General features: G+C 42.4%; 16 protein-coding genes. 12 read left to right on the top strand and 4 right to left on the bottom strand.

From position 1 onward, the window contains the following. Nucleotides 1–79: 79 nt before the first annotated feature. Nucleotides 80–643, top strand: coding sequence for a nitroreductase family protein (locus Q0465_RS04890; protein ID WP_298613610.1), 564 nt, complete (start codon nucleotides 80–82; stop codon nucleotides 641–643). 15 nt (nucleotides 644–658) lie between these two features. Next, nucleotides 659–1,225 (top strand): fumarylacetoacetate hydrolase, encoded by a 567-nt coding sequence (locus Q0465_RS04885; protein WP_298613607.1) that lies wholly within the window; start codon nucleotides 659–661, stop codon nucleotides 1,223–1,225. Nucleotides 1,226–1,404: 179 nt separating this feature from the next. On the opposite strand, the gene Q0465_RS04880 is transcribed toward Q0465_RS04885, so the two are convergent. The 4 genes from Q0465_RS04880 to Q0465_RS04865 form a co-directional block, all read right to left on the bottom strand. Further along, entirely contained in the window at nucleotides 1,405–3,087 is a 1,683-nt protein-coding gene (locus Q0465_RS04880) for an AMP-binding protein (protein WP_298613604.1), read from the bottom strand. 241 nt (nucleotides 3,088–3,328) lie between these two features. Then, nucleotides 3,329–4,789 carry an aminoacyl-histidine dipeptidase gene (locus tag Q0465_RS04875; protein WP_298613601.1) on the bottom strand — a complete coding sequence of 487 codons (1,461 nt, stop codon included), beginning with the start codon at nucleotides 4,787–4,789 and terminating at the stop codon, nucleotides 3,329–3,331. Nucleotides 4,790–4,808: 19 nt separating this feature from the next. After that, on the bottom strand, nucleotides 4,809–5,210 hold the full coding sequence (locus Q0465_RS04870; RefSeq protein WP_298613598.1) for a four helix bundle protein: 402 nt from the start codon (nucleotides 5,208–5,210) through the stop codon (nucleotides 4,809–4,811). A 95-nt stretch (nucleotides 5,211–5,305) separates the two neighbouring features. Continuing rightward, entirely contained in the window at nucleotides 5,306–7,516 is a 2,211-nt protein-coding gene (locus tag Q0465_RS04865; RefSeq protein ID WP_298613595.1) for a S9 family peptidase, read from the bottom strand. Nucleotides 7,517–7,730: 214 nt separating this feature from the next. On the opposite strand from Q0465_RS04865, the gene tgt reads away from it, so the two are divergent. The 10 genes from tgt (at nucleotide 7,731) to Q0465_RS04815 (ending at nucleotide 21,338) form a co-directional block, all read left to right on the top strand. After that, nucleotides 7,731–8,861 carry a tRNA guanosine(34) transglycosylase Tgt gene (gene tgt, locus Q0465_RS04860; protein ID WP_298613593.1) on the top strand — a complete coding sequence of 377 codons (1,131 nt, stop codon included), beginning with the start codon at nucleotides 7,731–7,733 and terminating at the stop codon, nucleotides 8,859–8,861. A gap of 78 nt (nucleotides 8,862–8,939) precedes the next feature. Next, the gene (locus Q0465_RS04855) at nucleotides 8,940–10,019 is read left to right on the top strand and encodes an LptF/LptG family permease (RefSeq protein WP_298613588.1); all 1,080 of its coding nucleotides are present in this window, start codon (nucleotides 8,940–8,942) and stop codon (nucleotides 10,017–10,019) included. Between the two features lie 187 nt (nucleotides 10,020–10,206). Then, on the top strand, nucleotides 10,207–11,496 hold the full coding sequence (locus Q0465_RS04850; RefSeq protein WP_298613585.1) for a pseudouridine synthase: 1,290 nt from the start codon (nucleotides 10,207–10,209) through the stop codon (nucleotides 11,494–11,496). Between the two features lie 297 nt (nucleotides 11,497–11,793). Continuing rightward, nucleotides 11,794–12,669, top strand: a complete 876-nt coding sequence (gene rfbA / locus Q0465_RS04845; RefSeq protein ID WP_298613582.1) for a glucose-1-phosphate thymidylyltransferase RfbA — start codon at nucleotides 11,794–11,796, stop codon at nucleotides 12,667–12,669. Between the two features lie 84 nt (nucleotides 12,670–12,753). Beyond that, the gene (rfbC, locus tag Q0465_RS04840) at nucleotides 12,754–13,299 is read left to right on the top strand and encodes a dTDP-4-dehydrorhamnose 3,5-epimerase (RefSeq protein WP_298613579.1); all 546 of its coding nucleotides are present in this window, start codon (nucleotides 12,754–12,756) and stop codon (nucleotides 13,297–13,299) included. A 90-nt stretch (nucleotides 13,300–13,389) separates the two neighbouring features. Continuing rightward, nucleotides 13,390–14,454 (top strand): dTDP-glucose 4,6-dehydratase, encoded by a 1,065-nt coding sequence (rfbB, locus tag Q0465_RS04835; RefSeq protein ID WP_298613576.1) that lies wholly within the window; start codon nucleotides 13,390–13,392, stop codon nucleotides 14,452–14,454. 36 nt (nucleotides 14,455–14,490) lie between these two features. Continuing rightward, nucleotides 14,491–15,363, top strand: a complete 873-nt coding sequence (gene rfbD, locus Q0465_RS04830) for a dTDP-4-dehydrorhamnose reductase (RefSeq protein WP_298613573.1) — start codon at nucleotides 14,491–14,493, stop codon at nucleotides 15,361–15,363. 118 nt (nucleotides 15,364–15,481) lie between these two features. Further along, nucleotides 15,482–17,098: an ABC-F family ATP-binding cassette domain-containing protein gene (locus Q0465_RS04825; protein ID WP_298613570.1), complete on the top strand. Its 1,617-nt coding sequence runs from the start codon at nucleotides 15,482–15,484 to the stop codon at nucleotides 17,096–17,098. A 351-nt stretch (nucleotides 17,099–17,449) separates the two neighbouring features. Then, on the top strand, nucleotides 17,450–18,901 hold the full coding sequence (locus tag Q0465_RS04820; RefSeq protein WP_298613976.1) for a putative Ig domain-containing protein: 1,452 nt from the start codon (nucleotides 17,450–17,452) through the stop codon (nucleotides 18,899–18,901). Between the two features lie 130 nt (nucleotides 18,902–19,031). Beyond that, nucleotides 19,032–21,338, top strand: coding sequence for an ATP-binding cassette domain-containing protein (locus Q0465_RS04815; protein WP_298613567.1), 2,307 nt, complete (start codon nucleotides 19,032–19,034; stop codon nucleotides 21,336–21,338). Nucleotides 21,339–21,341: the final 3 nt, after the last annotated feature.

Here is a 21,341-nt window from a genome sequence, read left to right as displayed (position 1 = left end):
TCTTGTTCTTAACCTGCTTTTTTGTTATTAATTTTGCTTGGCAAAGCTACAATTTAAAATTTATAATTGAAATTCATTTATGTTAAAGGATTTATTGCAGAGAAACAGGAGTTATCGTCGTTTTGACCACAGTGTAAAATTATCTCGGGAAGATTTGTCGGAATGGGTGGAGCTAACCCGCTTTTGTGCTTCTGCCCGCAATGCACAGGCTTTGAAATACAGGCTTGTTACGGATGAGGCAGAAGGGGCAAAGGTATTTGAAACTTTAGCCTGGGCCGGTTATCTGAAAGATTGGGCCGGACCGCAGGAAGAGGAAAGGCCTGTGGCTTACCTGATTCAATTGCTGGATACCCGGATTGAGGAGAACTGTCTGTGCGATGACGGCATTCAGGCGCAGACTATTCTGCTGGGGGCTGTGGAAAAAGGTTTCGGAGGGTGTATTATAAAGGCTTTTAAGAATGAGGCCCTGCGCAGAATTTTAGAATTGCCCGGATATATGAAGATTATGTATGTAATCGCTCTGGGAAAACCGGTGGAAAAGGTTGTCATAGAAGAGATGAAAGCAGGAAATTATGAGTATTGGCGGGATGCGGAAGGGACGCATTATGTACCCAAACGGTCGCTGCATGAATTAATATTTTAAAGGCTGCAGCGGATTATGAAACTGATTTGTGCAGAATACAGTACGAAAGGGGAAATGTCGGTAGGTGTCGTCGGGGACAACGCTTTACTGCGGAATAACAATGATTTTTATTTCCCTGCTTTTACGCAGGAACTCAGTTGTGTGCCTCAGCTTGTTTTCCGGGCCTGTAAATTGGGAAAAGGAATTTCGGAACGTTTTTCCCGGCGGTATTACGATGCGGTAGGCGTCGGACTGAGGTTTTATGCTGATACCCTGGAGCGGAATTTGCAGGAGCAGGGATTACCTTCAGGATTATCCGCTTCTTTTGACGATTCTGCCGCTATAAGTGAGTTGTCGGACTATACGGGAGAGGATGTAAAATATATGTTGCAGATTGACGAAAAGGTAGTTTTTGACGGCAATATGAGGGGATTATCCGTTTCTGTAGATCGCTTTGTAGCAAAAGCTTCCGGATTTTTTATGATTAAAATCGGAGATTTCTTTTTTTGTGGAAATCCGTTTCGTTATAAAGGACTGCAAATAAATACCCGTATCCGGATGTATTTGAACGAGGTGTGCCGGATGGATTTTTATGTAAGGTGAGGGAATGTTGAATGTTTGAAGGTTTAAGAGTGGAAAGGAGTAAGGGCACTTCGCGCCTGATTCAGGCCCGCCACTCGCCCCGCTGATTAATGAACCTTCGGTTTAGATAAAGGGATTAATCAAAAGCGGGGGTTGGTTAATCGTTTCTGTTCAGAAACAATAATACTTTAATTTCACTTTCAAACCTGGATATTATTGTACAGAAAACGTTTGATTTTTTGGGTGGGCGTTTTTTCGAAAGGCTCACTTTGAATCATTACCAATTGTAACTTTGAGAAATTATTTACCCGACTGTTTACGTATTCAAAAAGCTCTTTTTTCTGTTCTTCAATAATTTCGTTTAAATGAGCTTTGTAATTACCTGCCTGGGTTTTCAGTTTTTGGTATTGTTTTTCCAATTCTTCCATATTGAAATGAACCATAGCGACCAGTTTTCCTTTGCTTTCCACCACTAAAGATTCGTTTACGAAACGGAAGTTATTGATTATCGATTCGATTTCTTCGGGATAAATGTTTTCTCCGGAAGCTCCTAAAATCATTGTTTTGATGCGTCCTCGTATGGAAAGGCGGCCTTTCTTGTCGAGATATCCCAGATCCCCTGTCTTAAACCATCCGTCTTCCGTCATCACTTCTTTTGTCAATTCCGGTTTTTTGTAATACCCTTTCATGACATGGGGGCCTTTGATCCAGATTTCTCCTTCTCCTTTCCGGTCCGGTTCATTGATTTTCATACTTACTCCTTCCATCACAGGGCCTACGCCTTGTAAAAAGGTAGCAGAGGGATTACTGCCGGCGCTCATGGGAGCCGTTTCCGTAAGGCCGTATCCGATAGCATAAGGGAATTTGGCTTCGTGCAAAAACCTTTCCACTGTAGGGTCCAGTTTCGAACCCCCTATTCCAAAGAACAAAAGTTCTCCTCCGAAGGTTTTCATCAATTTTTTCCCGGCTAAGCGGTTGAAAAATTTCCGGGCAGGTGTGAATTTATACAAATTACGCATCAGGGCGGAAGAGTTAAACCGGGGTATAATCTGAGTTTTATAAATTTTTTCTATAACCAGGGGCACAGAAAGAATAACTGTCGGACGGATCTTTTGCATAGCCGGTACCAATAACTTAGGAGTCGGTACGCGGTCAAGATAAAAGATCTGGGCTCCGAACATTAAGGGAAGCAATAAACCTAAGGTATTTTCGTATGTATGGGCCAATGGCAATATGCTCAGGAAGCGGTCTGTTTCTCCCACATGTTGTATTGTCCTGCATTGACGGGCATTCCAAACCAGGTTTCTGTGCGTGAGTTCCACTCCTTTTGAAAATCCTGTGGTTCCCGAAGTATAAATGATGGAAGCAGTATCTTCTTCCTCTATATTTATACCGGAAACCGGTTTAAAATTATGGAGGGGAATATCGGATTCCAGTTTTTCAATTGCTTCTACCTCATATCCTTCAGGAATATGGGCAAAATTATTCATCAGGATTTTGTGTTTCAAAAAATCGGTTTTTATCGGGGCAACCAGTTTATAGAGCAATTTTGAAACAAAAATAATCTTCGCTTCCGCATGCTCTAATATATTCTGAATTTCCATGCCACTGAAGCCCGGAAGTATAGGTACGGATATGGCACCAATCTGTGCAATCGCAAATTGAGTGATCCCCCAGTTGGGCATATTGGCACTTAAAATGGCTACTTTATCGCCTTTTTGAATCCCTAAATCTAATAAATGATTGGATATGGAAAGGACTTCGTTGTACAAATTCTGATAAGTTCTGTTTCCTGACTGAACAAAGTTTAAAGATAAATTATTTTTAAACTGGGAACAACTGTTTTTGAGCAGTTCCGGTAAAGTCAACTTCTTTAAGATCATCGTAAAAATTATTCACTAATACTTTACAAAGATACTATGAATTTTTGATATGCGGGTTAAATAAGCCTAAAAAGTAAGAGAAAAATGGTTAAATCCTTAGGATAAAATTAAAAATACCTGTGCTTCGGAATCGCTTACAGGGGATTCATAGGGAAGAAGAAAAGCCTTCAGAATTTTGTTTTATGGTTATTCTTCACGCTTTCCGGAAAAAGCGTGAAGAGTATTACAAAAATGTTGTCTTTTATTTTGCAGGTACTTCTTTCAGTACTTCTTTCAGATAATCCCAGAATTTTCCGACAGAAGCGATGTTCACTTTTTCGTCGGGAGAGTGGGGATGACAGATTGTCGGTCCGAAAGAGATCATATCCCAGTTGGGGTATTTGGCTCCCAGAATACCGCATTCCAGTCCGGCATGTACGGCCATGATTTCAGGTTCTTTCTGGTACATTTTTTGGTAAACGTCCAGCATGAGTTTCAGAATTGCTGAATTCGGATTGGGTTTCCAGCCCGGATAAGCTCCGTCAAAGAGAATACGGTCGGCTTTTGCCAGTTCAAAAACGGCTTGCAGGGAATCGGCTAAATAATCTTTTGCGGTCTCTACGGACGAGCGCATAAGGGTATTGATGACGATCTTGTCTTCTGTTGTTTTTACAATAGCCAGGTTGTTGGAGGTTTCCACTGTTCCCGGCATAGAGTCGATCATCCGTACCGTACCATTGGGACACCCCATGATAGAGTCGATAAGCCGTTCCTGTAAATCTGCATCCATAACCCGGGCCGGAAGAGCTGCTTCTTCCATTAATAATTTGACGTCCGGATCTTTTTCAATTAGTTCTGCCTTATAGATGGCGGAAGCTTCAGCTACTTTTGACTGTAGTTTGCCGGCATTCTTACTGGGAACGGTCACGAGGGCAAAAGATTCTCTGGGAATGGCATTGCGTAATGTACCTCCGTTTACGGAAGCCAGTCTCAACTCCAGTTCTTTGGCATTGGCTTTTAAGAAACGGAACAACAGTTTATTGGAGTTCCCGCGTCCGAGGTTGATATCCATTCCTGAATGTCCGCCTTTCAGCCCTTTTAAAGATAATTTAAAGGCTTTACTGTCAGCGGGCACAGGAGCTTCCTGATAATTGAATTCTATTGTAGAATCCAAACCGCCGGCGCATCCTACATACAGTTCTCCTTCGGTTTCGGAATCCAGATTTAATAAAATATCCCCTTTTAATACGCCGGGTTTCAAGCCGTTTGCACCGTCCATACCGGTTTCTTCCGTAGCTGTAATCAATACTTCAATCGGTCCGTGAGGAATGTCGGTAGCTGTTAATACGGCCATACCTGCAGATACTCCCATGCCGTTGTCAGCTCCTAAAGTCGTTCCTTTTGCCCGTACCCACTCGCCGTCTACATAGGCTTGAATAGGGTCTTTGGTAAAATCGTGTTCCGTATCTTCATTTTTCTGAGGAACCATATCCAAATGTCCCTGAAGAATAATGCCTTTCCGGTTTTCCATACCCGGAGTAGCCGGTTTTCTCATGATGATGTTTCCGGCTTCGTCCATACTGGCATCAATCTGATTTTCTTTTGCCCAGTTCATCATAAATTCCCTGGCTTTCTCTTCATGATTGGACGGTCTCGGTACCTGGGTTAATTTGTAAAAATTCTCCCAAATTGCTTTTGGTTGAAGGTCTTTGATTGTATTCATATTATTTAAATTTAAAAGTTCAAGAATGTAAATGTTTAGTTAAAAGGGTGGGAGGGCAGGGTATATTATCATTTTTGAGATATAGGATTAATTTAGGAATAGAAACAGCTAAATATTGACATTGAGCAATTAAAGTTTTAGCTGTTGTTTTTTCTGTATAATGTAAATCAATGCCTGTATGTAGCATACTTCTGACTGCACCACAACTCCCTTTAGCTATAAAAAGATATTTTTTAAACATCGTTTTGCTTCCACTTTCATAACTTTCTGCTATATTATTCATAACTGATAATACTGCTCTTTGAATCTGATCGCAAAGACCGGAATCTTTTAACATAGAAGTGTACCTGTTTATTTGATTAATTACTTTTCCCGCTTCCTGCCGGATAATCAAATCTTCAAAACATGTAACAGCTCCCATACTATTGTGATTATAATCCTTATTATTCCTTTTTCCCCTCAGATTTTTAAATTCTCACTCATTTAAAAGCATTTATATTCTTGAACGTTTGAACATTATTTCATATTTTTATTTAAAAAGTTTACGAATTTAGTGTACAGTTGCAAACTGGTGTTTCCGCCGTAGATACTGTGATTACGGTTGGTATAGATGCCCATGTCAAATTGTTTGCCGGCCTGAACCAGGCGTTCGGCCAGTTCGTATGTATTCTGTACGTGTACATTGTCGTCAGCTGTTCCGTGACAGAGCAGGAGATTGCCTTGGAGCTTGCCGGCCCAGTTCAGAGGTGCGTTTTCGTTATAACCTTTTTCATTTTCCCGGGGGGTACGCATGTATCTTTCCGTATAAATGGAATCGTAAAATTTATAATGGGTGACAGGAGCTACAGCTATGGCCGTACTGAAAACGTCATTGCCTTTCATAATGCAGAGTGAGGACATAAATCCTCCGTAACTCCATCCCCAGATCCCGACTTTTTTGCTGTCGACATACGGTTTTTCGGCCAGCCATTTGGCGGCTGCAATCATGTCGTCGCTCTCCAGTTTTCCCAATTGCATATAAGTACATTTGCGGAATTCTTCCCCTCTGGCAGCTGTGCCCCGGGGGTCAATACAGGCGACGATATAACCTTCCTGAGTAAGATAATGTAACCAGTTGATGCCTCCCCAGCTGTTTTTTACTTGCTGGGAATTGGGACCGCTGTATTGGGTGATCAGTAAAGGATAAGTTTTGTCGGGATCAAAATCTACCGGTTTCATGATCCAGGCATTTAACAGGGTCTGGTGGTCTGCGGCCGGAATTTGTATGAATTCTTTCGGAGAGATGGCGTAATCTTGCATCACTTCCTTGAGCTGATGATTATCTTCTAACACTCTTACAGGCTTTACTTTGGCGTTATATAAACGGATTACCGGAGGGTTTTCTGCATTGGAAACCGTGTTGATATAGTAATTGTATGTTTTACTGAAATTTACTTCATTCCAGCCTTTTTCCGGTGTAAGTTTTCTTTTTTTCCCTTTGCTGTCTACTGCATATACATATTTTTCCAGAGGGGATTCTTCATAAGAAGAATAATAGTACGTTTTTCTGACCGGATCGTATCCGTAAAAATCCGCAATGTCGTACGGACCGGAAGTAAGGGCTTTTTTCTCATGCCCCGCCATATCATACAGGTAGAGGTGCATAAATCCGCTCTTCTCACTGGTGATGATAAAATGTTGTCCGTCTGCTGTGAAAAACAGATTGTCGAAATTGCTTTCGTCTATATAATATTTATTGTCTTCCCGGTACAGCACATTCGATTCACCGGTACGGGCGTTGGCCAGCAGTACTTCCATTCTGTTCTGTAAACGATTTAACCGGATAATGGCGAGTTTTTTCGGATCTCTGGTCCACCGTATACGGGGGATATAGATGTCGGTTTCCTCCCCTATATCCATTTTTAGTGTGGTTTTATCCTGGATGTCGTATACGTGAACCGATACAACTGAATTGGCTTCTCCGGCTTTGGGGTATTTATAACTGTATACGGAGGGATAATTATCATTTTCTTTTAAAGCAGGAGCTTGTCCTTCAAACATATTCATCGGAAATTCCTTTACATCGGTTTCATCGAACCGGATAAAAGCGATGGCTGATCCGTCCGGTGCCCATTCAAATGCCCGGTTAAAAGCAAATTCCTCTTCGTACACCCAGTCCGGAGCTCCATTGATGATGTGGTTGTATTTGCCGTCGAAAGTAATTTGACGTTCTGTTTTAAAGCGGATATCGTATATAAATAAATTATTGTCCCGCATAAAGGCAATCCGCAATCCGTCGGGGGAAAAGGTGGCTAAACGTTGTTTCCCGTTTTCAGAAAGGGGATTCAGTTCTTTATTTTTAAAATCGAACAGGTAATAATCAGCGGTAAAAGAACGGCGGTAAATGGGGCTGACGTTCGTACTGATCAACAGGCGGCTTTCGTCGGCATTGAATTGATAATCCGATATGTATTTTACTTTGTTATTTCCTTCAACCGTTTCCAGATCCAGTAAAACGGCCACGGGTTGTCCGGTCTTGTAACTGTATTTGACAATCTTTTTCCCTCCGTTTTCCAGAACCGTATAGTGTTCTCCGTCGTTCATGGAGCGTATTCCGTACACTCCTTTACTCCGGAACGTTCCGTCCTTGAAAAAATCGTTCAGACTTAACTGTTTGGATTGGGCCATTACTTGCACTCCCGCACTCACCAGAATCAATAAAATTAAAATGTGATATATTCTTTTCATCGTTTAAAATTATTTGGTAATTCAATCGTGCCTCAAAGGTTTAAAAAAAAACTTTGTTTTCAAAGGATTTTTTCTGTCAAAGTTAACATTCCTTTCTTTTCCTTTTCCTTTTTATCTTCTCTTGTTAATCTTGCACATTGATCGATAATCTCTAAAAAAAATATATCTTTGCAGTTCATTAATTAGTGACGTTTAATTTGTTCGGTTTCCGCCCATGCATTATACCCTTATAGCGAAAGATAAAAACAGTGAGGCCCGTTGTGGCGTATTGACGACAGCTCACGGAGAAATTCATACTCCTATTTTTATGCCTGTAGGGACGGTGGGGACAGTGAAAGCAGTGCATACACGGGAATTGAAAGAAGATATCCGGGCGGAAATTATTCTGGGGAATACTTATCATTTGTATTTAAGGCCGGGGACAGAGGTATTGCAGGCGGCCGGAGGATTACATAAATTCAATGCCTGGGACAGGCCTATCCTTACAGATAGTGGAGGATTTCAGGTCTTTTCGCTGACGGAAAACCGGAAAATTACGGAAGAAGGCGTGATATTCCGCTCTCATATAGACGGTTCAAAACATATCTTTACTCCGGAAAACGTGATGGATATTCAGCGGAAAATCGGTTCGGATATTGTCATGGCTTTCGACGAGTGCCCGCCGGGTACAAGTGAGTATGGATATGCAAAAAAGTCTTTGGAATTAACCCAAAAGTGGTTGGAACGTTGTGTGTCCCGCTTTGACGCTACAGCACCCCTCTATGGATATGAACAAAATTTGTTTCCGATCGTACAGGGATGTGTATATAAAGAGCTGAGGGAGAAATCTGCGGAACATGCCGTTGCCTTAAACCGGGCCGGTTACGCTATTGGCGGATTGGCTGTAGGAGAACCGGCTGAAGACATGTATGCCATGATAGAAGTGGTTAACCGGATTTTGCCTCCGGACAAACCCCGTTACCTCATGGGAGTCGGTACGCCTGAAAATATTCTGGAGGCCATTGCTTTGGGAGTAGATATGTTCGACTGCGTAATGCCGACGCGAAACGGAAGAAACGGAATGCTGTTCACTACGGAAGGGATTATCAATATAAAAAACCGGAAGTGGGAAAAAGATTTTTCTCCCCTTGATCCGGCCGGGTTGTGTTATGCAGATACAGATTATTCTAAGGCTTATTTGAGACATCTTATTAAAGCAAATGAAATTTTAGGGTTACAAATCTGTTCTGTCCATAATTTGGCTTTTTATTTATGGCTGGTAAGGGAAGCTCGCAGACACATAACAGAAGGCGATTTTCTGGATTGGAAAAACCGTATGATCAGAAAAGTAACCACCCGTTTATAAATGAAGATAAAATTAAGAAGAGATATAAAGCAGAAATCAGATTATTCCGGCCACTGATAAACTGTCAGAAGAGGTATTATGAAAAAGCTCGATTTATATATTATACGAAAATTTTTAGGGACATTCTTTTTTTCCCTGGCACTTATTCTTTGCATTGTAGTCGTATTTGACGTGTCGGAACGTTTGGAAAAGTTTATCGAATATGAGGCTCCGTTACGGGCGATTGTATTTGACTATTATATGAATTTTATTCCTTATTTCGCCAATGTTTTTTCGGCTTTGTTTACCTTTATATCTGTTATTTTCTTTACTTCTAAGATGGCTTATGACAGTGAAATTATTGCCATCCTGAGCACGGGCATCAGTTTCAATCGTTTTTTGGTCCCTTATTTGATTTCCGCCACTATTATTGCCCTATTGTCGTTTTTCCTGAGTGCTTTTGTTATTCCGAATGCCAACCAGACCCGGATCCAGTTTCAGAAAGAATATATGGGGAAAAAATATGCGAACCGGGAAGCGAATATCCACCGGCAAATAGCACCGGGAGTGTATATTTATATGTCCAACTACTCCGTGGCTTCTAATATCGGATATGATTTTTCGCTGGAGAATTTTCAGGGGGATACGCTGGTGAGTAAACTTACTTCTACCCGGATAAGCTGGGATAAAGAAAAGGAGAAATGGATCATTAATAACTGGAAATTGAGAGAGTTGGAAGGAGATAAAGAGATTTATACTACAGGGCGGGAATTGGATACCTTGTTGAATTTTATGCCTTCTGAGTTTTCGGAAGATCCGAGTAAAATTAAAGAACAGCTGACTTTGCCGGAATTGAATGAATATATTGAGCGTATGCGATTAAGGGGAAGTTCGAATGTGACTGAATTTCAGATTGAAAAATACAAGGTCTGGTCCAATGCTTTTGCTACCTTTATTCTGACCATTATAGGGGCTTGTATTTCTTCCCGGAAAATCAGGGGAGGAATGGGCTTACATTTGGGTTTGGGACTTTTGCTCAGTTTTTCGTATATATTATTTATGCAATTTTCAACTGTTTTTGCAACAAATGGAAATATGAATCCGTTATTATCTGTGTGGCTGCCGAATATATTGTTTACGGTGATCGCTTTGTTTGTATACAGGACGGCTCCTAAATAATAATAGAAAGGATAAAAGATTTATTCGGAAATTTAAGATAAAAACGTGTGATAAAAGCCGTTGAACAGATCTTGTTTGTATGCATTTCCGGATACCAGGCTTTCAAAATGTTGGATGTTAAAAATATAAAATAAAATACCGGGGGAAAGGGAGAGTGCATGTATCGGGGCGTGATTAAAATTGAACTATGGAAAGAAATTATAATAGAAAAGAGAACGGTGGAAACCGAAAACCGGCCGGCCGCAATTTTTATAAGGGAAATTACGGCGGAAATTTCAGTAACGAAAAGAGAGAACGTCAGGACGGGGAAAAAAGGGAACGGAAAAGTTATGAGCGAGAACGTTTCAGTAGTGAAAGACGCGTTTCTGCTGAGAATAAAGAAACGTCCCGGGAGTCGGCTCCGCGGTTCCGGAAGCGGGAGAGAATCGGGGGAAATGACCGTCGGGAAAGCCGGGAATATGTAAAAAAAGATTATTATAATCCGGAAGCCCGGAGGGAAGTTGCTTCCGGACAGGAAAAACGTACAGACAGAAGGGAAAGGAAAGAATTCCGGAATACGGATACCTCCCGTTCCCCCCGGGAAAATGCCTATAAACGGGAAAACCGGACTGATTTTTATGAAAGAAGGCGTTCGGATTCTTTCGATCGCAGACCCCGTTTGGGACAGCGGGAAGAGATCAGCGAAGATAAAAAGGAAGAACTTCGGAAAAAACATTATAGCAAAAAGAAACAGCTCATCCACCAACAGAAAAAAGCGGATGAAAATGCTCTGATCCGTTTGAATCGTTATATTTCTATGGGAGGTATATGTTCCCGCCGGGATGCAGATGCGCTCATCGTAGCCGGAAGGGTGAAAGTAAACGGGGAAGTGGTGGATGCCGTTGGAGTGAAAGTAAAGAGAACAGATAAAGTGGAAGTGGACGACACTATAATAACGCCGGAGAAAAAGGTGTATCTGGTTTTGAATAAACCGAAAGATTATGTTACGACCGTAGAAGATCCGCTGGAACGGAAGACGGTGATGAGTTTAATTGAAAATGCCTGTAAAGAACGCATTTATCCTATCGGCCGTCTGGACAGGCAAACCACCGGAGTACTTCTTTTTACCAATGACGGAGATTTGGCCAAGAAGCTGACGCATCCTAAATACGAACATAAAAAGATTTATCATGTATTTTTAGACCGGCCTCTGGAAGAAAAAGATCTGGAAAAAATTGCTTCCGGCATCGAATTGGAAGACGGTTTTATAAAAGCCGATGAGATTAATTACACTTCGCCTGACGGCACTCAGATCGGAATTGAGATACATTCCGGACGGAACCGGATTGTAAGGCGGATATTTGAAAATCTGAATTATCAGATTGTCAAACTGGACCGGGTATATTTTGCCGGAATTACCAAGAAAAATTTACCCCGTGGCAAATGGAGATTCCTTACCCTTCAGGAAGTGAAAATTCTCAAAGTGTATAATGTTTAAGCATGAAAATGTTTAAATGTTTCGTTTTTTAGAAGTTTAAGTGGGAAGTGTATAAAAAGAATAAAAGGCAATCTGTAGCGGGTAAAGGTTTTGCGCCGGACAGGCTGACGGACGGACTTATGGTTCTGAGGGAGAGATGGTAAAACGGAATTTCCGTTCCATTCGCTGGAAAAGCGTTCATCCGTTTCGGAAGGAAATTTTAGCTTTATCTTATGCGGTAAATTTTCAATTTATCTGTAGAGGCATTTTCAAATGTGGGTTTGAGGATAAAAAAGTAAAAACCAAGGAAATAAAATTATGAAGGGAATTGTTTTAGCCGGAGGATCCGGTACCCGTTTATATCCTATAACAAAGGGCGTGTCAAAGCAATTGTTGCCTGTTTACGATAAGCCCATGATTTATTATCCGCTTTCCGTATTGATGTTGGCAGGCATACGGGAGATTCTGATTATTTCTACCCCTCAGGACCTTCCGGGATTTCGCAGGCTACTGGGAGACGGTGCGGAATACGGAGTTTATCTGGAATATGCGGAACAACCCCGGCCGGAAGGATTGGCACAGGCATTTCTTATCGGAGAAAAATTTGTCGGGGAGGATTCCGTATGTCTGGTGTTGGGGGATAATATCTTCTATGGGCAGTCGTTTACGCGCATGTTGAGAGAAGCTGTGGAAACCGCTGAGAAAGAGAAAAAAGCGACAGTATTCGGGTATTATGTGAATGATCCGGAAAGATATGGGGTGGCCGAATTTGATGCTGCGGGAAATGTGTTGAGTATTGAAGAAAAACCGGCTGTACCCAAATCGAATTATGCCGTGGTAGGGTTGTATTTTTATCCCAACAGTGTCCTTTCTGTTGCCAAAGGAGTACGGCCTTCGGAGCGGGGGGAACTGGAAATCACAACAGTTAACCAGCAGTTTTTAAAAAATGAAGCCTTGAAGGTGCAGTTACTGGGGCGTGGGTTTGCCTGGTTGGATACGGGTACTCACGATTCTTTGTCAGAGGCTTCTACGTTTATCGAAGTAATCGAAAAGCGTCAGGGATTAAAAATAGCATGCCTGGAGGAAATTGCTTATAAACAAGGATGGATTGATGCAAAGAAAGTAAAAGAAGTGGCTGCATCTATGGATAAAAATGAATACGGACATTATTTATTGGGATTGGTGGAAGCTTAGGAAGACTTACCTTGCTGATGGAAATACAGCAAGATTCAGGGAAGTGCAGATCGCGGTAACGGTAAAAATATAAGGCTAAAGAGAATGAATCTGATTAAAACAGCAATAGAAGGGGTCGTCATTTTGGAACCCCGTTTATTCAGGGACGAGAGGGGATACTTTTTTGAAAGCTTTTCCCAACGGGAATTTGAAGAAAAAGTAGGAAACGTACATTTTGTACAGGATAATGAATCCAGGTCTGTATACGGGGTAATCAGGGGATTACACTATCAGCTTCCTCCTTATGGGCAGTCTAAATTAGTGAGGGTGGTGAAAGGGAATGTTTTGGATGTAAACGTGGATTTGCGGAAAGGTTCCCCTACATTTGGCAAACACGTTGCAGTGGAGTTGAGCGGAGAAAACAAACGGCAATTGTTTATTCCAAGAGGATTTGCGCATGGATTTGCCGTATTGAGTACAGAAGTCATTTTTCAGTACAAATGCGACAATTATTATGCTCCCGGCCGGGAAGGGGGGATTCGTTTTGATGATCCCGAATTGGGAATAGATTGGCGTATTCCGCCGGAAGATATGCTTTGTTCGGAAAAAGACAGACAGTTGAAATCATTCCGCGAATGTTTTGTCTTCTGAGGTTCTTAATAGAAGGATATTCAATTAGGGAGATCAGGTTTAGAATAATTTTTTTGCGGAATTTTATTTGCGGATGTAATATAAGGGCGTATGAAGACTATTTTGATCACAGGAGGAGCCGGTTTTATCGGTTCGCATTTGGTAAGACATATGTTGAATAAATATCCGGATTACCGGGTTATTAATCTGGATAAACTGACCTATGCCGGGAATCTGGAAAATTTACGGGATATAGAGCAGAAGCCGAATTATGAATTTGTACGGGCGGATATTTGCGATTATCCCCGTATGCAGTATGTATTTGAACATTATCGGGTAGATGGGGTAATCCATTTGGCTGCGGAAAGTCATGTAGACCGTTCTATAAAAGATCCTTTTGCATTTGCCCAGACGAATATTATGGGCACGCTGAGTTTGTTGCAGGCAGCTAAGGGAGCCTGGGAAGGGGCCTGGGAAGATAAGTTATTCTATCATGTATCGACGGATGAAGTATATGGGTCTTTGCGGGAAGGGAGGGATTTATTTACAGAAGTTACCCGCTATGATCCGCATTCTCCCTATTCCGCTTCCAAAGCTTCTTCCGATCATTTTGTCAGGGCTTATCAGGATACTTACGGTTTGCCTGTAAAAATTTCGAATTGTTCAAATAATTATGGGTCTTATCAGTTTCCTGAAAAATTAATTCCGTTGTTTATCAATAACATTCGCTATAACAGACCGTTACCGGTGTACGGAAAAGGGCAGAATGTACGGGACTGGTTATTTGTAGAAGACCATGTCGGGGCTATTGATTTGATTTTTCATAAGGGAAAGATAGGCGATACCTATAATATCGGCGGTTTTAATGAATGGAAAAATATCGATTTGATCCGGTTGTTAGTGCAGATTACCGACCGTTTGCTCGGACGCCCGGAGGGAACGTCCGAGAAATTGATAACCTACGTGGAAGACCGGGCAGGTCATGATGTACGTTATGCTATAGATTCGACGAAGCTGAAGAATGAGTTGGGGTGGGAGCCTTCTTTACAATTTGAGGAGGGACTGGAGAAAACGGTGAGGTGGTATCTGGAAAACCAAAAGTGGCTGGACCGTGTGACCAGCGGAGAATATCAACAGTATTACGAGAAGATGTACGGTTCCCGGAAAACGATATAATCCGGATTTCTCCGGAGAAAATTAAAGAGCAGCATTATGGCAAATATATTAGTTACCGGTTCTAAAGGACAATTGGGTTCTGAACTTCAAAAAATAGGATTTACGCTTTTGGATGACGTTTTTTATACGGATCTGCCGGAGCTGGATATTACCGATGAGCAGGCCGTAGGAAAATTTGTGAGGGAAAAGGAAATCGATACGATCATCAATTGTGCTGCTTATACAGCGGTGGATAAAGCTGAGGAAGAGAAAGAAAAAGCGGCTTTAATCAATACGGCAGCAGTGGCAAATTTGGCTAAAGTTGCGGCTGCTGAAGATTGTCTGTTGATTCATATCTCTACGGATTATGTTTTTGACGGAACAGCTACGGTTCCTTATACGGAAAAAGACCGCCCCCATCCCCAGAGTGTATACGGTATGACAAAATGGGAGGGGGAACGGGCGATTCAAAAATCTGGTTGTTTGGCAATTATTCTCCGGACGGCCTGGCTGTATGCTGCGGAAGGTAATAATTTTGTAAAGACAATTCTTCGCCTGGCTGCTGAGAAGGGAGAAATCCATGTGGTGGCCGACCAGACCGGAACGCCTACTTATGCGGCTGATTTAGCCAGGGTGATTGTGAAAATAGTGACCGATAATGAGCTGGGGGATAATGTGGAAATTTATCATTATACCAATGAAGGGGTATGCAGTTGGTATGAATTTGCCCGGGAAATTGTAAAGCAGAGTGGGATAAAATGTGAAGTTTATCCTTTGACAACGGCTCAGTATCCGACAAAAGCCAGACGCCCTGCCTATTCCGTATTGGATAAAAGCAAGCTCAAACAAAGGTATGGAATAGAAATTCCTGTGTGGCAGGAGGCCTTGGGAAGATGCCTTGCGGCTATGTCTGACACGGAGAAAGGATGATTTGCGCCTGCAGGCGCGGATGCCGGAAGACGGTTGCAGGAACCAAAATAAAGTTGTAAATTCGCGCTCGTTTTGAAGAAAGGAAAATATTGACTATCAGTAAAAAGTATATTGAATAATGATTACAGTTTCGAATTTAGAGATTCAGTTTGGAAAACGTATTTTGTTTCAGGATGTAAATTTAAAATTCACTCCCGGAAATTGTTATGGTGTCATTGGGGCGAATGGGGCTGGTAAATCGACATTGTTACGGATTTTAAGCGGGGAGTTGGAGCCGACACGGGGGACTGTACTGTTTGGTCCGGGGGAACGTCTGTCCGTATTGAAACAGGATCACTTTGCTTATAATGAATGTACGGTATTGGACACTGTAATGCAAGGTCATACGGATTTGTGGGAGGTAATGAAGGAGAAGGATGCTTTATATGCTAAACCTGATTTTTCGGATGAGGACGGGGTCCGTGCAGCGGAACTGGAGGAAAAATTTGCTGAGATGGACGGGTGGAACGCAGAAAGTGATGCGGCTTCTTTATTAAGCGGTTTGGGTATAAAAGAAGAACTCCATTCTTTTTTGATGAAAGATTTGAGCGGTAAGCAAAAAGTGCGGGTATTACTGGCTCAGGCTTTGTTTGGAAAACCGGACAATTTACTGTTGGATGAGCCGACCAATGATTTGGATATTGAAACGGTTATGTGGTTGGAAAATTATCTGTCAAATTATGAAAATACGGTATTGGTGGTATCGCACGACCGTCATTTTTTGGATGCTGTAAGTACACATACTGTAGATATTGATTTTGGTAAAATCCAGTTATTTGCCGGTAATTATAGTTTCTGGTACGAATCCAGCCAGTTAGCTTTGCGTCAGGCGCAGGCAAAGAACAAGAAAGCCGAAGAGAAGAAAAAAGAACTGATGGAATTTATCCAGCGCTTTAGTGCCAATGTGGCGAAGTCAAAGCAGACGACCAGCCGTAAAAAAATGCTGGAGAAATTGAATGTGGAAGAAATTATGCCTTCTACCCGTAAATATCCGGGTATTATTTTTACTCCGGAACGGGAAGTAGGAGATAAGATATTAGAAGTGAGAGGATTGAGTAAACAAATAGAAGGAGAATGTTTGTTCCGGGATGTGGAATTTTCGGTAGAGAAAGGGGATAAAATTGTATTCTGGTCGAAAGATCCGAGGGCTATGACAGCTTTTTTGGAAATTATTACTGACAATATGAAGCCCGACGAAGGCAGTTACAGCTGGGGGGTGACGGTGACAACTGCTTATTTGCCGATAGATAATTCAGCTTATTTTGATACGGATATGAAGCTGATCGATTGGCTGGGACAGTTTTCGAATGATACAAGCGAGACTTTTCTCCGGGGATTTTTGGGAAAAATGTTGTTTTCGGGAGAAGATATTTACAAAAACGTTAAGGTGTTGTCGGGAGGTGAGAGGATGCGGTGTATGATTGCCCGAATGATGTTGAAGAATGCCAATGTGCTGGTGCTGGATTCTCCGGCCAATCATTTGGATCTGGAATCCATCCAGGCGTTCAATAATATGCTGGTATCCTTTAAAGGTATTGTGCTGATGAACTCGCACGACCATGAATTTATTCAGACAGTTTGTAACCGGATTATCGAGTTGACCCCTCAGGGGACCATTGATAAGCGTATGGATTTCGACGACTATATTACAAGTGAAACAATACGTGAACAGTCGGCAAGAATGTATAAGTCGTGAACTCGGGATCGGTTAAAGATAGAAAATAATTCTGATGTCCGGTTTCCGGAGAATAATTCGGAAGACCGGATTTTGTGAGGGGACTATTCGAAAAGTTTATTCCTTAAAATAAAAGGTTGATACTTCTTTGCGCAAGTGGGGTAACGTTTTTTGCTGGACGGCGCGGGTGTTTCTGAACCTTTGGGATTGGTCAGAAACGAAGGGGTGTGAACGGATATCAGGTTGGCGGACTTTAATCAGGTGCGGAATGTCATTAATCCCGGAGGGAGGAGTTTGCGGATAGTCATTTACATATGGGGTAATTTTAATTTAAACGATATGTGTATGAAAAGTATATTCTATTTCTTTTGTATGCTGTCTGTTCTGGGCTGTGCCAAAACGGAAGAAAAGGTTGAAGGCGTATTTGAAGGGGCTCCCCGGATAAATGCTCCTTATGTAACAGGTAATTATCCTCATACGGAATTTGTCTTTGCCGTGCCCACCTCAGGGGAACGTCCTATGAGCTGGAAGGCGGAGCATTTACCTGAAGGTTTGTTTCTGGATTCTGAAACCGGGATTATACGGGGAGTTGTAAAAGAAGCTGGAGATTATAAGGTAAAGATTACAGCAGAGAATGCCAAAGGAAAGAAAGAAAGCGAATTAAACATTAAAATTGGGAATGAACTGGCCCTTACACCGGTTATGGGTTGGAACAGCTGGAATACATTTGGTCCGGAGCTTACGGAAGCTTTGGTGATCGAAACAGCCGAGGCTATGATTGCCAACGGGATGCGGGATTTGGGATACCAGTATATTAATATTGACGATTACTGGCAGTTAAAAGACAGAGGAGCGGATGGGCATATTCAGATCAATAAAGAAAAGTTTCCCCGGGGGATAAAATATGTAGCCGATTATTTACATGAAAGGGGATTCCGTTTGGGAATTTATTCCGATGCTTCCCGTTATACTTGCGGTGGGGTATGCGGAAGTTACGGTTATGAAGATGTGGATGCACAGGATTTCGCTTCCTGGGGAGTAGATTTATTGAAATACGATTATTGCGGGGCTCCGGAAGAACGGGATACCGCAATTGTCAGATACCGGAAAATGGGAGAAGCCTTGCGGGCTACGGATCGTTCTATCGTATTCAGCGTATGCGAATGGGGTGGACGGGAGCCCTGGACCTGGGCCAAAGAAGTGGGAGGACATTATTGGCGGACAACAGGGGATATACGGGATAAATGGAGTACGGATAATAAGAATTTTTTGGGGATAGTCAATATAATCGACCGGAATAAGGATCTGGCAGATTATGCCGGACCGGGGGCCTGGAATGATCCGGATATGCTGACAGTGGGAATTTTTGGCAAAAGCTATAGCATTAATGACGGACGGAAAGATTTCGGATGTACTTTGGAAGAATACAGAAGTCATATGAGTTTGTGGTGTATGATGGCTGCTCCTTTGTTAAGCGGGAATGATGTCCGTACAATGGCCGATTCCGTGAAAGATATTCTTTTAAACGAAGAGGTTATAGCCTTAAATCAGGATAAATTGGGTAAGCAGGCTGTAGTTGTAAAGACCGCCGGAAATTGTGAAATATGGCGAAAACCTCTGGTGGATGGTATGGCAATAGCTGTTTTAAACCGGGGAGAAGTACCGGAAACTGTAATACTCGATTTTGAAGAAATAGGGGTAAAAGGAAAAGTAAAGGTAAGGGATGTGTGGAAGCATGAGAATTTGGGCGCTATAAAGACCTTGAACGTATCTCCCCGGGGCCACGGTGCAGAGGTGTATCGTTTGACTTTTCAGCATAAATAGTTCCCCGGCTTAAAATTTTGTAATCCAAAGGAGAAATTATACGTAAAAGATTACAACAGGAAGGAGATTTTCTGTTATAGAGAGTTCGTTAGAAAAGGAAGGTTTGATTTCCGGCTGTACTGGATTGAATATGGACAATTTAACTGAGGAATATATTATTGTAGAGGGGGCTGATGAAAATAATCTGAAACATGTCTCTTTGAAAATTCCCAAAAAACAGGTCACTGTTTTTACGGGTGTATCCGGTTCGGGTAAATCCTCTTTGGTACTGGATACAATTGCTGCCAAATCGCGCCGGGAATTGAATGAGACTTTCCCCAGTTTTGTCCAGCAATATTTGCCCAAATACGGTCGTCCGCATGTAGAGCGGATTGAGAATTTGCCTGTAGCTATCGTTATAGATCAGCGGAAGCCTGCTCCTAATGCCCGTTCGACAGTGGGTACCTATACCGATATTTATGCATTGCTGCGCCTGTTATTTTCCCGGGTCGGCAAGCCTTTTACCGGTTATTCCGATACTTTTTCTTTTAATCACCCACAGGGACGTTGCACGCGTTGTGACGGTCTGGGAGAGGTTACGGAAGTGGATGTTCATAAACTGGTAGATTTTAATAAATCCCTGAATGAGGAAGGGGTGATTCATTATGCTGCTTTTAAGCCGGGAGAATGGCGTTGGATCCGTTATGCCTGCAGCGGTTTATTCGATACAGATAAAAAGATACGCGATTATACACCTGAAGAATTGGAATTATTTTTATATTCTCCTCAGATACGGTTGAAAAACCCTCCTGCAGAATGGCCTAAAACTGCTAAATATGAGGGGTTGATGACGCGTATGTACCGGAGTATTATTCATTCGGAAGAAGGGAAATTACACCGGAAATTACTGGATCCCATGACGACAAGGGGGATTTGTCCGGATTGTAAGGGAAGCCGGCTGAATCCGGCTGTATTGTCTTGCCGTATTGAAGGGAAGAATATTGCTGAGGTGACGGCTATGGCTATTCCGGATAGTATTGTCTGGCTGAAAAACATAAAGGATTCTCTGGCTGAAGATTTAAAACAGGCTCTCTGCGGACGCCTGGAAGCCTTGGTAGAAATCGGGCTGGGATATCTGACACTCGACCGGGGTATGGGGACTCTTTCCGGAGGAGAAGCACAAAGGTGTAAGATTGCCAAATATATCAATTCTTCTTTGTCCGATATTTTATATGTATTGGATGAGCCCAGTGTGGGCCTGCACAGTCTGGATATTCACCTGTTGAAAGAATCGGTACGGAAATTGCGCGATCACGGAAATACGGTATTGTTGGTGGAACATCACAAAGAAATGATCAAAATTGCCGACCATATTGTCGATATGGGACCCGGTTCCGGCATGAGCGGAGGTTATATCCTGTACGAAGGCAGTTATGAGGGGTTGCTTCAGAGCGGGACGGAAACCGGTAACCGGATGACGGAAAAATTACCGTTGAAATCCGGCGTACGCAAGCCCCGGGAATGGTTCCGGATAGAGCATGCCTGTTTGCATAACCTGAAGGATCTCTCTGTAGATATGCCGATGGGAGTGTTGGCTGTGATTGCTGGGGTAGCCGGATCGGGGAAGAGTTCTTTGATGGAATGTTTCAGGCGGGACTTTTCAGAACGGAATGAAGGTTCGGAAATCATATATATCAGTCAGAAAAATATAGGGGTCAGTTTGCGCTCTACACCGGCAACTTACTTAGGAGTAGCGGATGATATCCGGAAGATTTTCGGTCAGAAGAGCGGAATGGGCATGAGCCTGTTTGCCTTTAATGGAAATGGGGGATGTCCGGTTTGCGGAGGCAAGGGAGTTATTGTGTCGGATATGGCTTTTATGGACGCTATTGAAACAGTCTGTGAAGCTTGCGGAGGATTGCGTTATTCTGCCGGGGCTCTGCAGTATAAAGTGGATGGATATACCATTGCGGATGTAATGGATCTGACTGTCAGAAAAGCTGCTTTGCAATTTGCCGGAACTGTCATAGAAAAAAAATTACAGCCCTTGCTGGATGTAGGTTTGGGATATTTGCATTTGAATCAGTCGCTTTCTACCTTATCGGGAGGAGAATTGCAGCGGATGAAACTGGCCTCTTATCTGGGGTGTAAAGGAAAAGTTTTTGTAGTGGATGAACCTACCGATGGATTGCATGTCAAGGACATTTATCAAATGATAGAACTTTTCGAATCTATGGTTGAAAAGGGAAATGCTGTGTTTTTAGTGGAACACAACCTGGATGTACTGAAGGCGGCGGATTATGTAATTGAACTGGGGCCCGGAGGAGGGCAGACGGGCGGAAAACTGCTTTATGCCGGTACGCCTGCGGGAATGTTGACCTGCCGGGATTCCGTTACAGCTTCTTTTCTGGCAAGGGAATTACCGGAAGAAGGGAAAAATATCTGTTATAAAAGCTGAATT

It is taken from the genome of uncultured Odoribacter sp. (assembly GCF_937966165.1).
Taxonomy (GTDB): Bacteria; Bacteroidota; Bacteroidia; order Bacteroidales; family Marinifilaceae; genus Culturomica.
This window is presented reverse-complemented; position numbering and strand designations above follow the sequence as displayed.

What these genes read in the sequence shown, in the direction of transcription:
- Q0465_RS04870 (WP_298613598.1), bottom strand. Translation starts at nt 5,210, where the DNA reads ATGGGAGCTGTTACATGTTTTGAAGATTTGATTATCCGGCAGGAAGCG.
- Q0465_RS04825 (WP_298613570.1), top strand. Translation starts at nt 15,482, where the DNA reads ATGATTACAGTTTCGAATTTAGAGATTCAGTTTGGAAAACGTATTTTG.
- Q0465_RS04880 (WP_298613604.1), bottom strand. Translation starts at nt 3,087, where the DNA reads ATGATCTTAAAGAAGTTGACTTTACCGGAACTGCTCAAAAACAGTTGT.
- Q0465_RS04865 (WP_298613595.1), bottom strand. Translation starts at nt 7,516, where the DNA reads ATGAAAAGAATATATCACATTTTAATTTTATTGATTCTGGTGAGTGCG.
- rfbA (WP_298613582.1), top strand. Translation starts at nt 11,794, where the DNA reads ATGAAGGGAATTGTTTTAGCCGGAGGATCCGGTACCCGTTTATATCCT.
- Q0465_RS04890 (WP_298613610.1), top strand. Translation starts at nt 80, where the DNA reads ATGTTAAAGGATTTATTGCAGAGAAACAGGAGTTATCGTCGTTTTGAC.
- Q0465_RS04815 (WP_298613567.1), top strand. Translation starts at nt 19,032, where the DNA reads ATGGACAATTTAACTGAGGAATATATTATTGTAGAGGGGGCTGATGAA.
- rfbB (WP_298613576.1), top strand. Translation starts at nt 13,390, where the DNA reads ATGAAGACTATTTTGATCACAGGAGGAGCCGGTTTTATCGGTTCGCAT.
- rfbD (WP_298613573.1), top strand. Translation starts at nt 14,491, where the DNA reads ATGGCAAATATATTAGTTACCGGTTCTAAAGGACAATTGGGTTCTGAA.
- Q0465_RS04850 (WP_298613585.1), top strand. Translation starts at nt 10,207, where the DNA reads ATGGAAAGAAATTATAATAGAAAAGAGAACGGTGGAAACCGAAAACCG.
- rfbC (WP_298613579.1), top strand. Translation starts at nt 12,754, where the DNA reads ATGAATCTGATTAAAACAGCAATAGAAGGGGTCGTCATTTTGGAACCC.
- tgt (WP_298613593.1), top strand. Translation starts at nt 7,731, where the DNA reads ATGCATTATACCCTTATAGCGAAAGATAAAAACAGTGAGGCCCGTTGT.
- Q0465_RS04885 (WP_298613607.1), top strand. Translation starts at nt 659, where the DNA reads ATGAAACTGATTTGTGCAGAATACAGTACGAAAGGGGAAATGTCGGTA.
- Q0465_RS04855 (WP_298613588.1), top strand. Translation starts at nt 8,940, where the DNA reads ATGAAAAAGCTCGATTTATATATTATACGAAAATTTTTAGGGACATTC.
- Q0465_RS04820 (WP_298613976.1), top strand. Translation starts at nt 17,450, where the DNA reads ATGCTGTCTGTTCTGGGCTGTGCCAAAACGGAAGAAAAGGTTGAAGGC.
- Q0465_RS04875 (WP_298613601.1), bottom strand. Translation starts at nt 4,789, where the DNA reads ATGAATACAATCAAAGACCTTCAACCAAAAGCAATTTGGGAGAATTTT.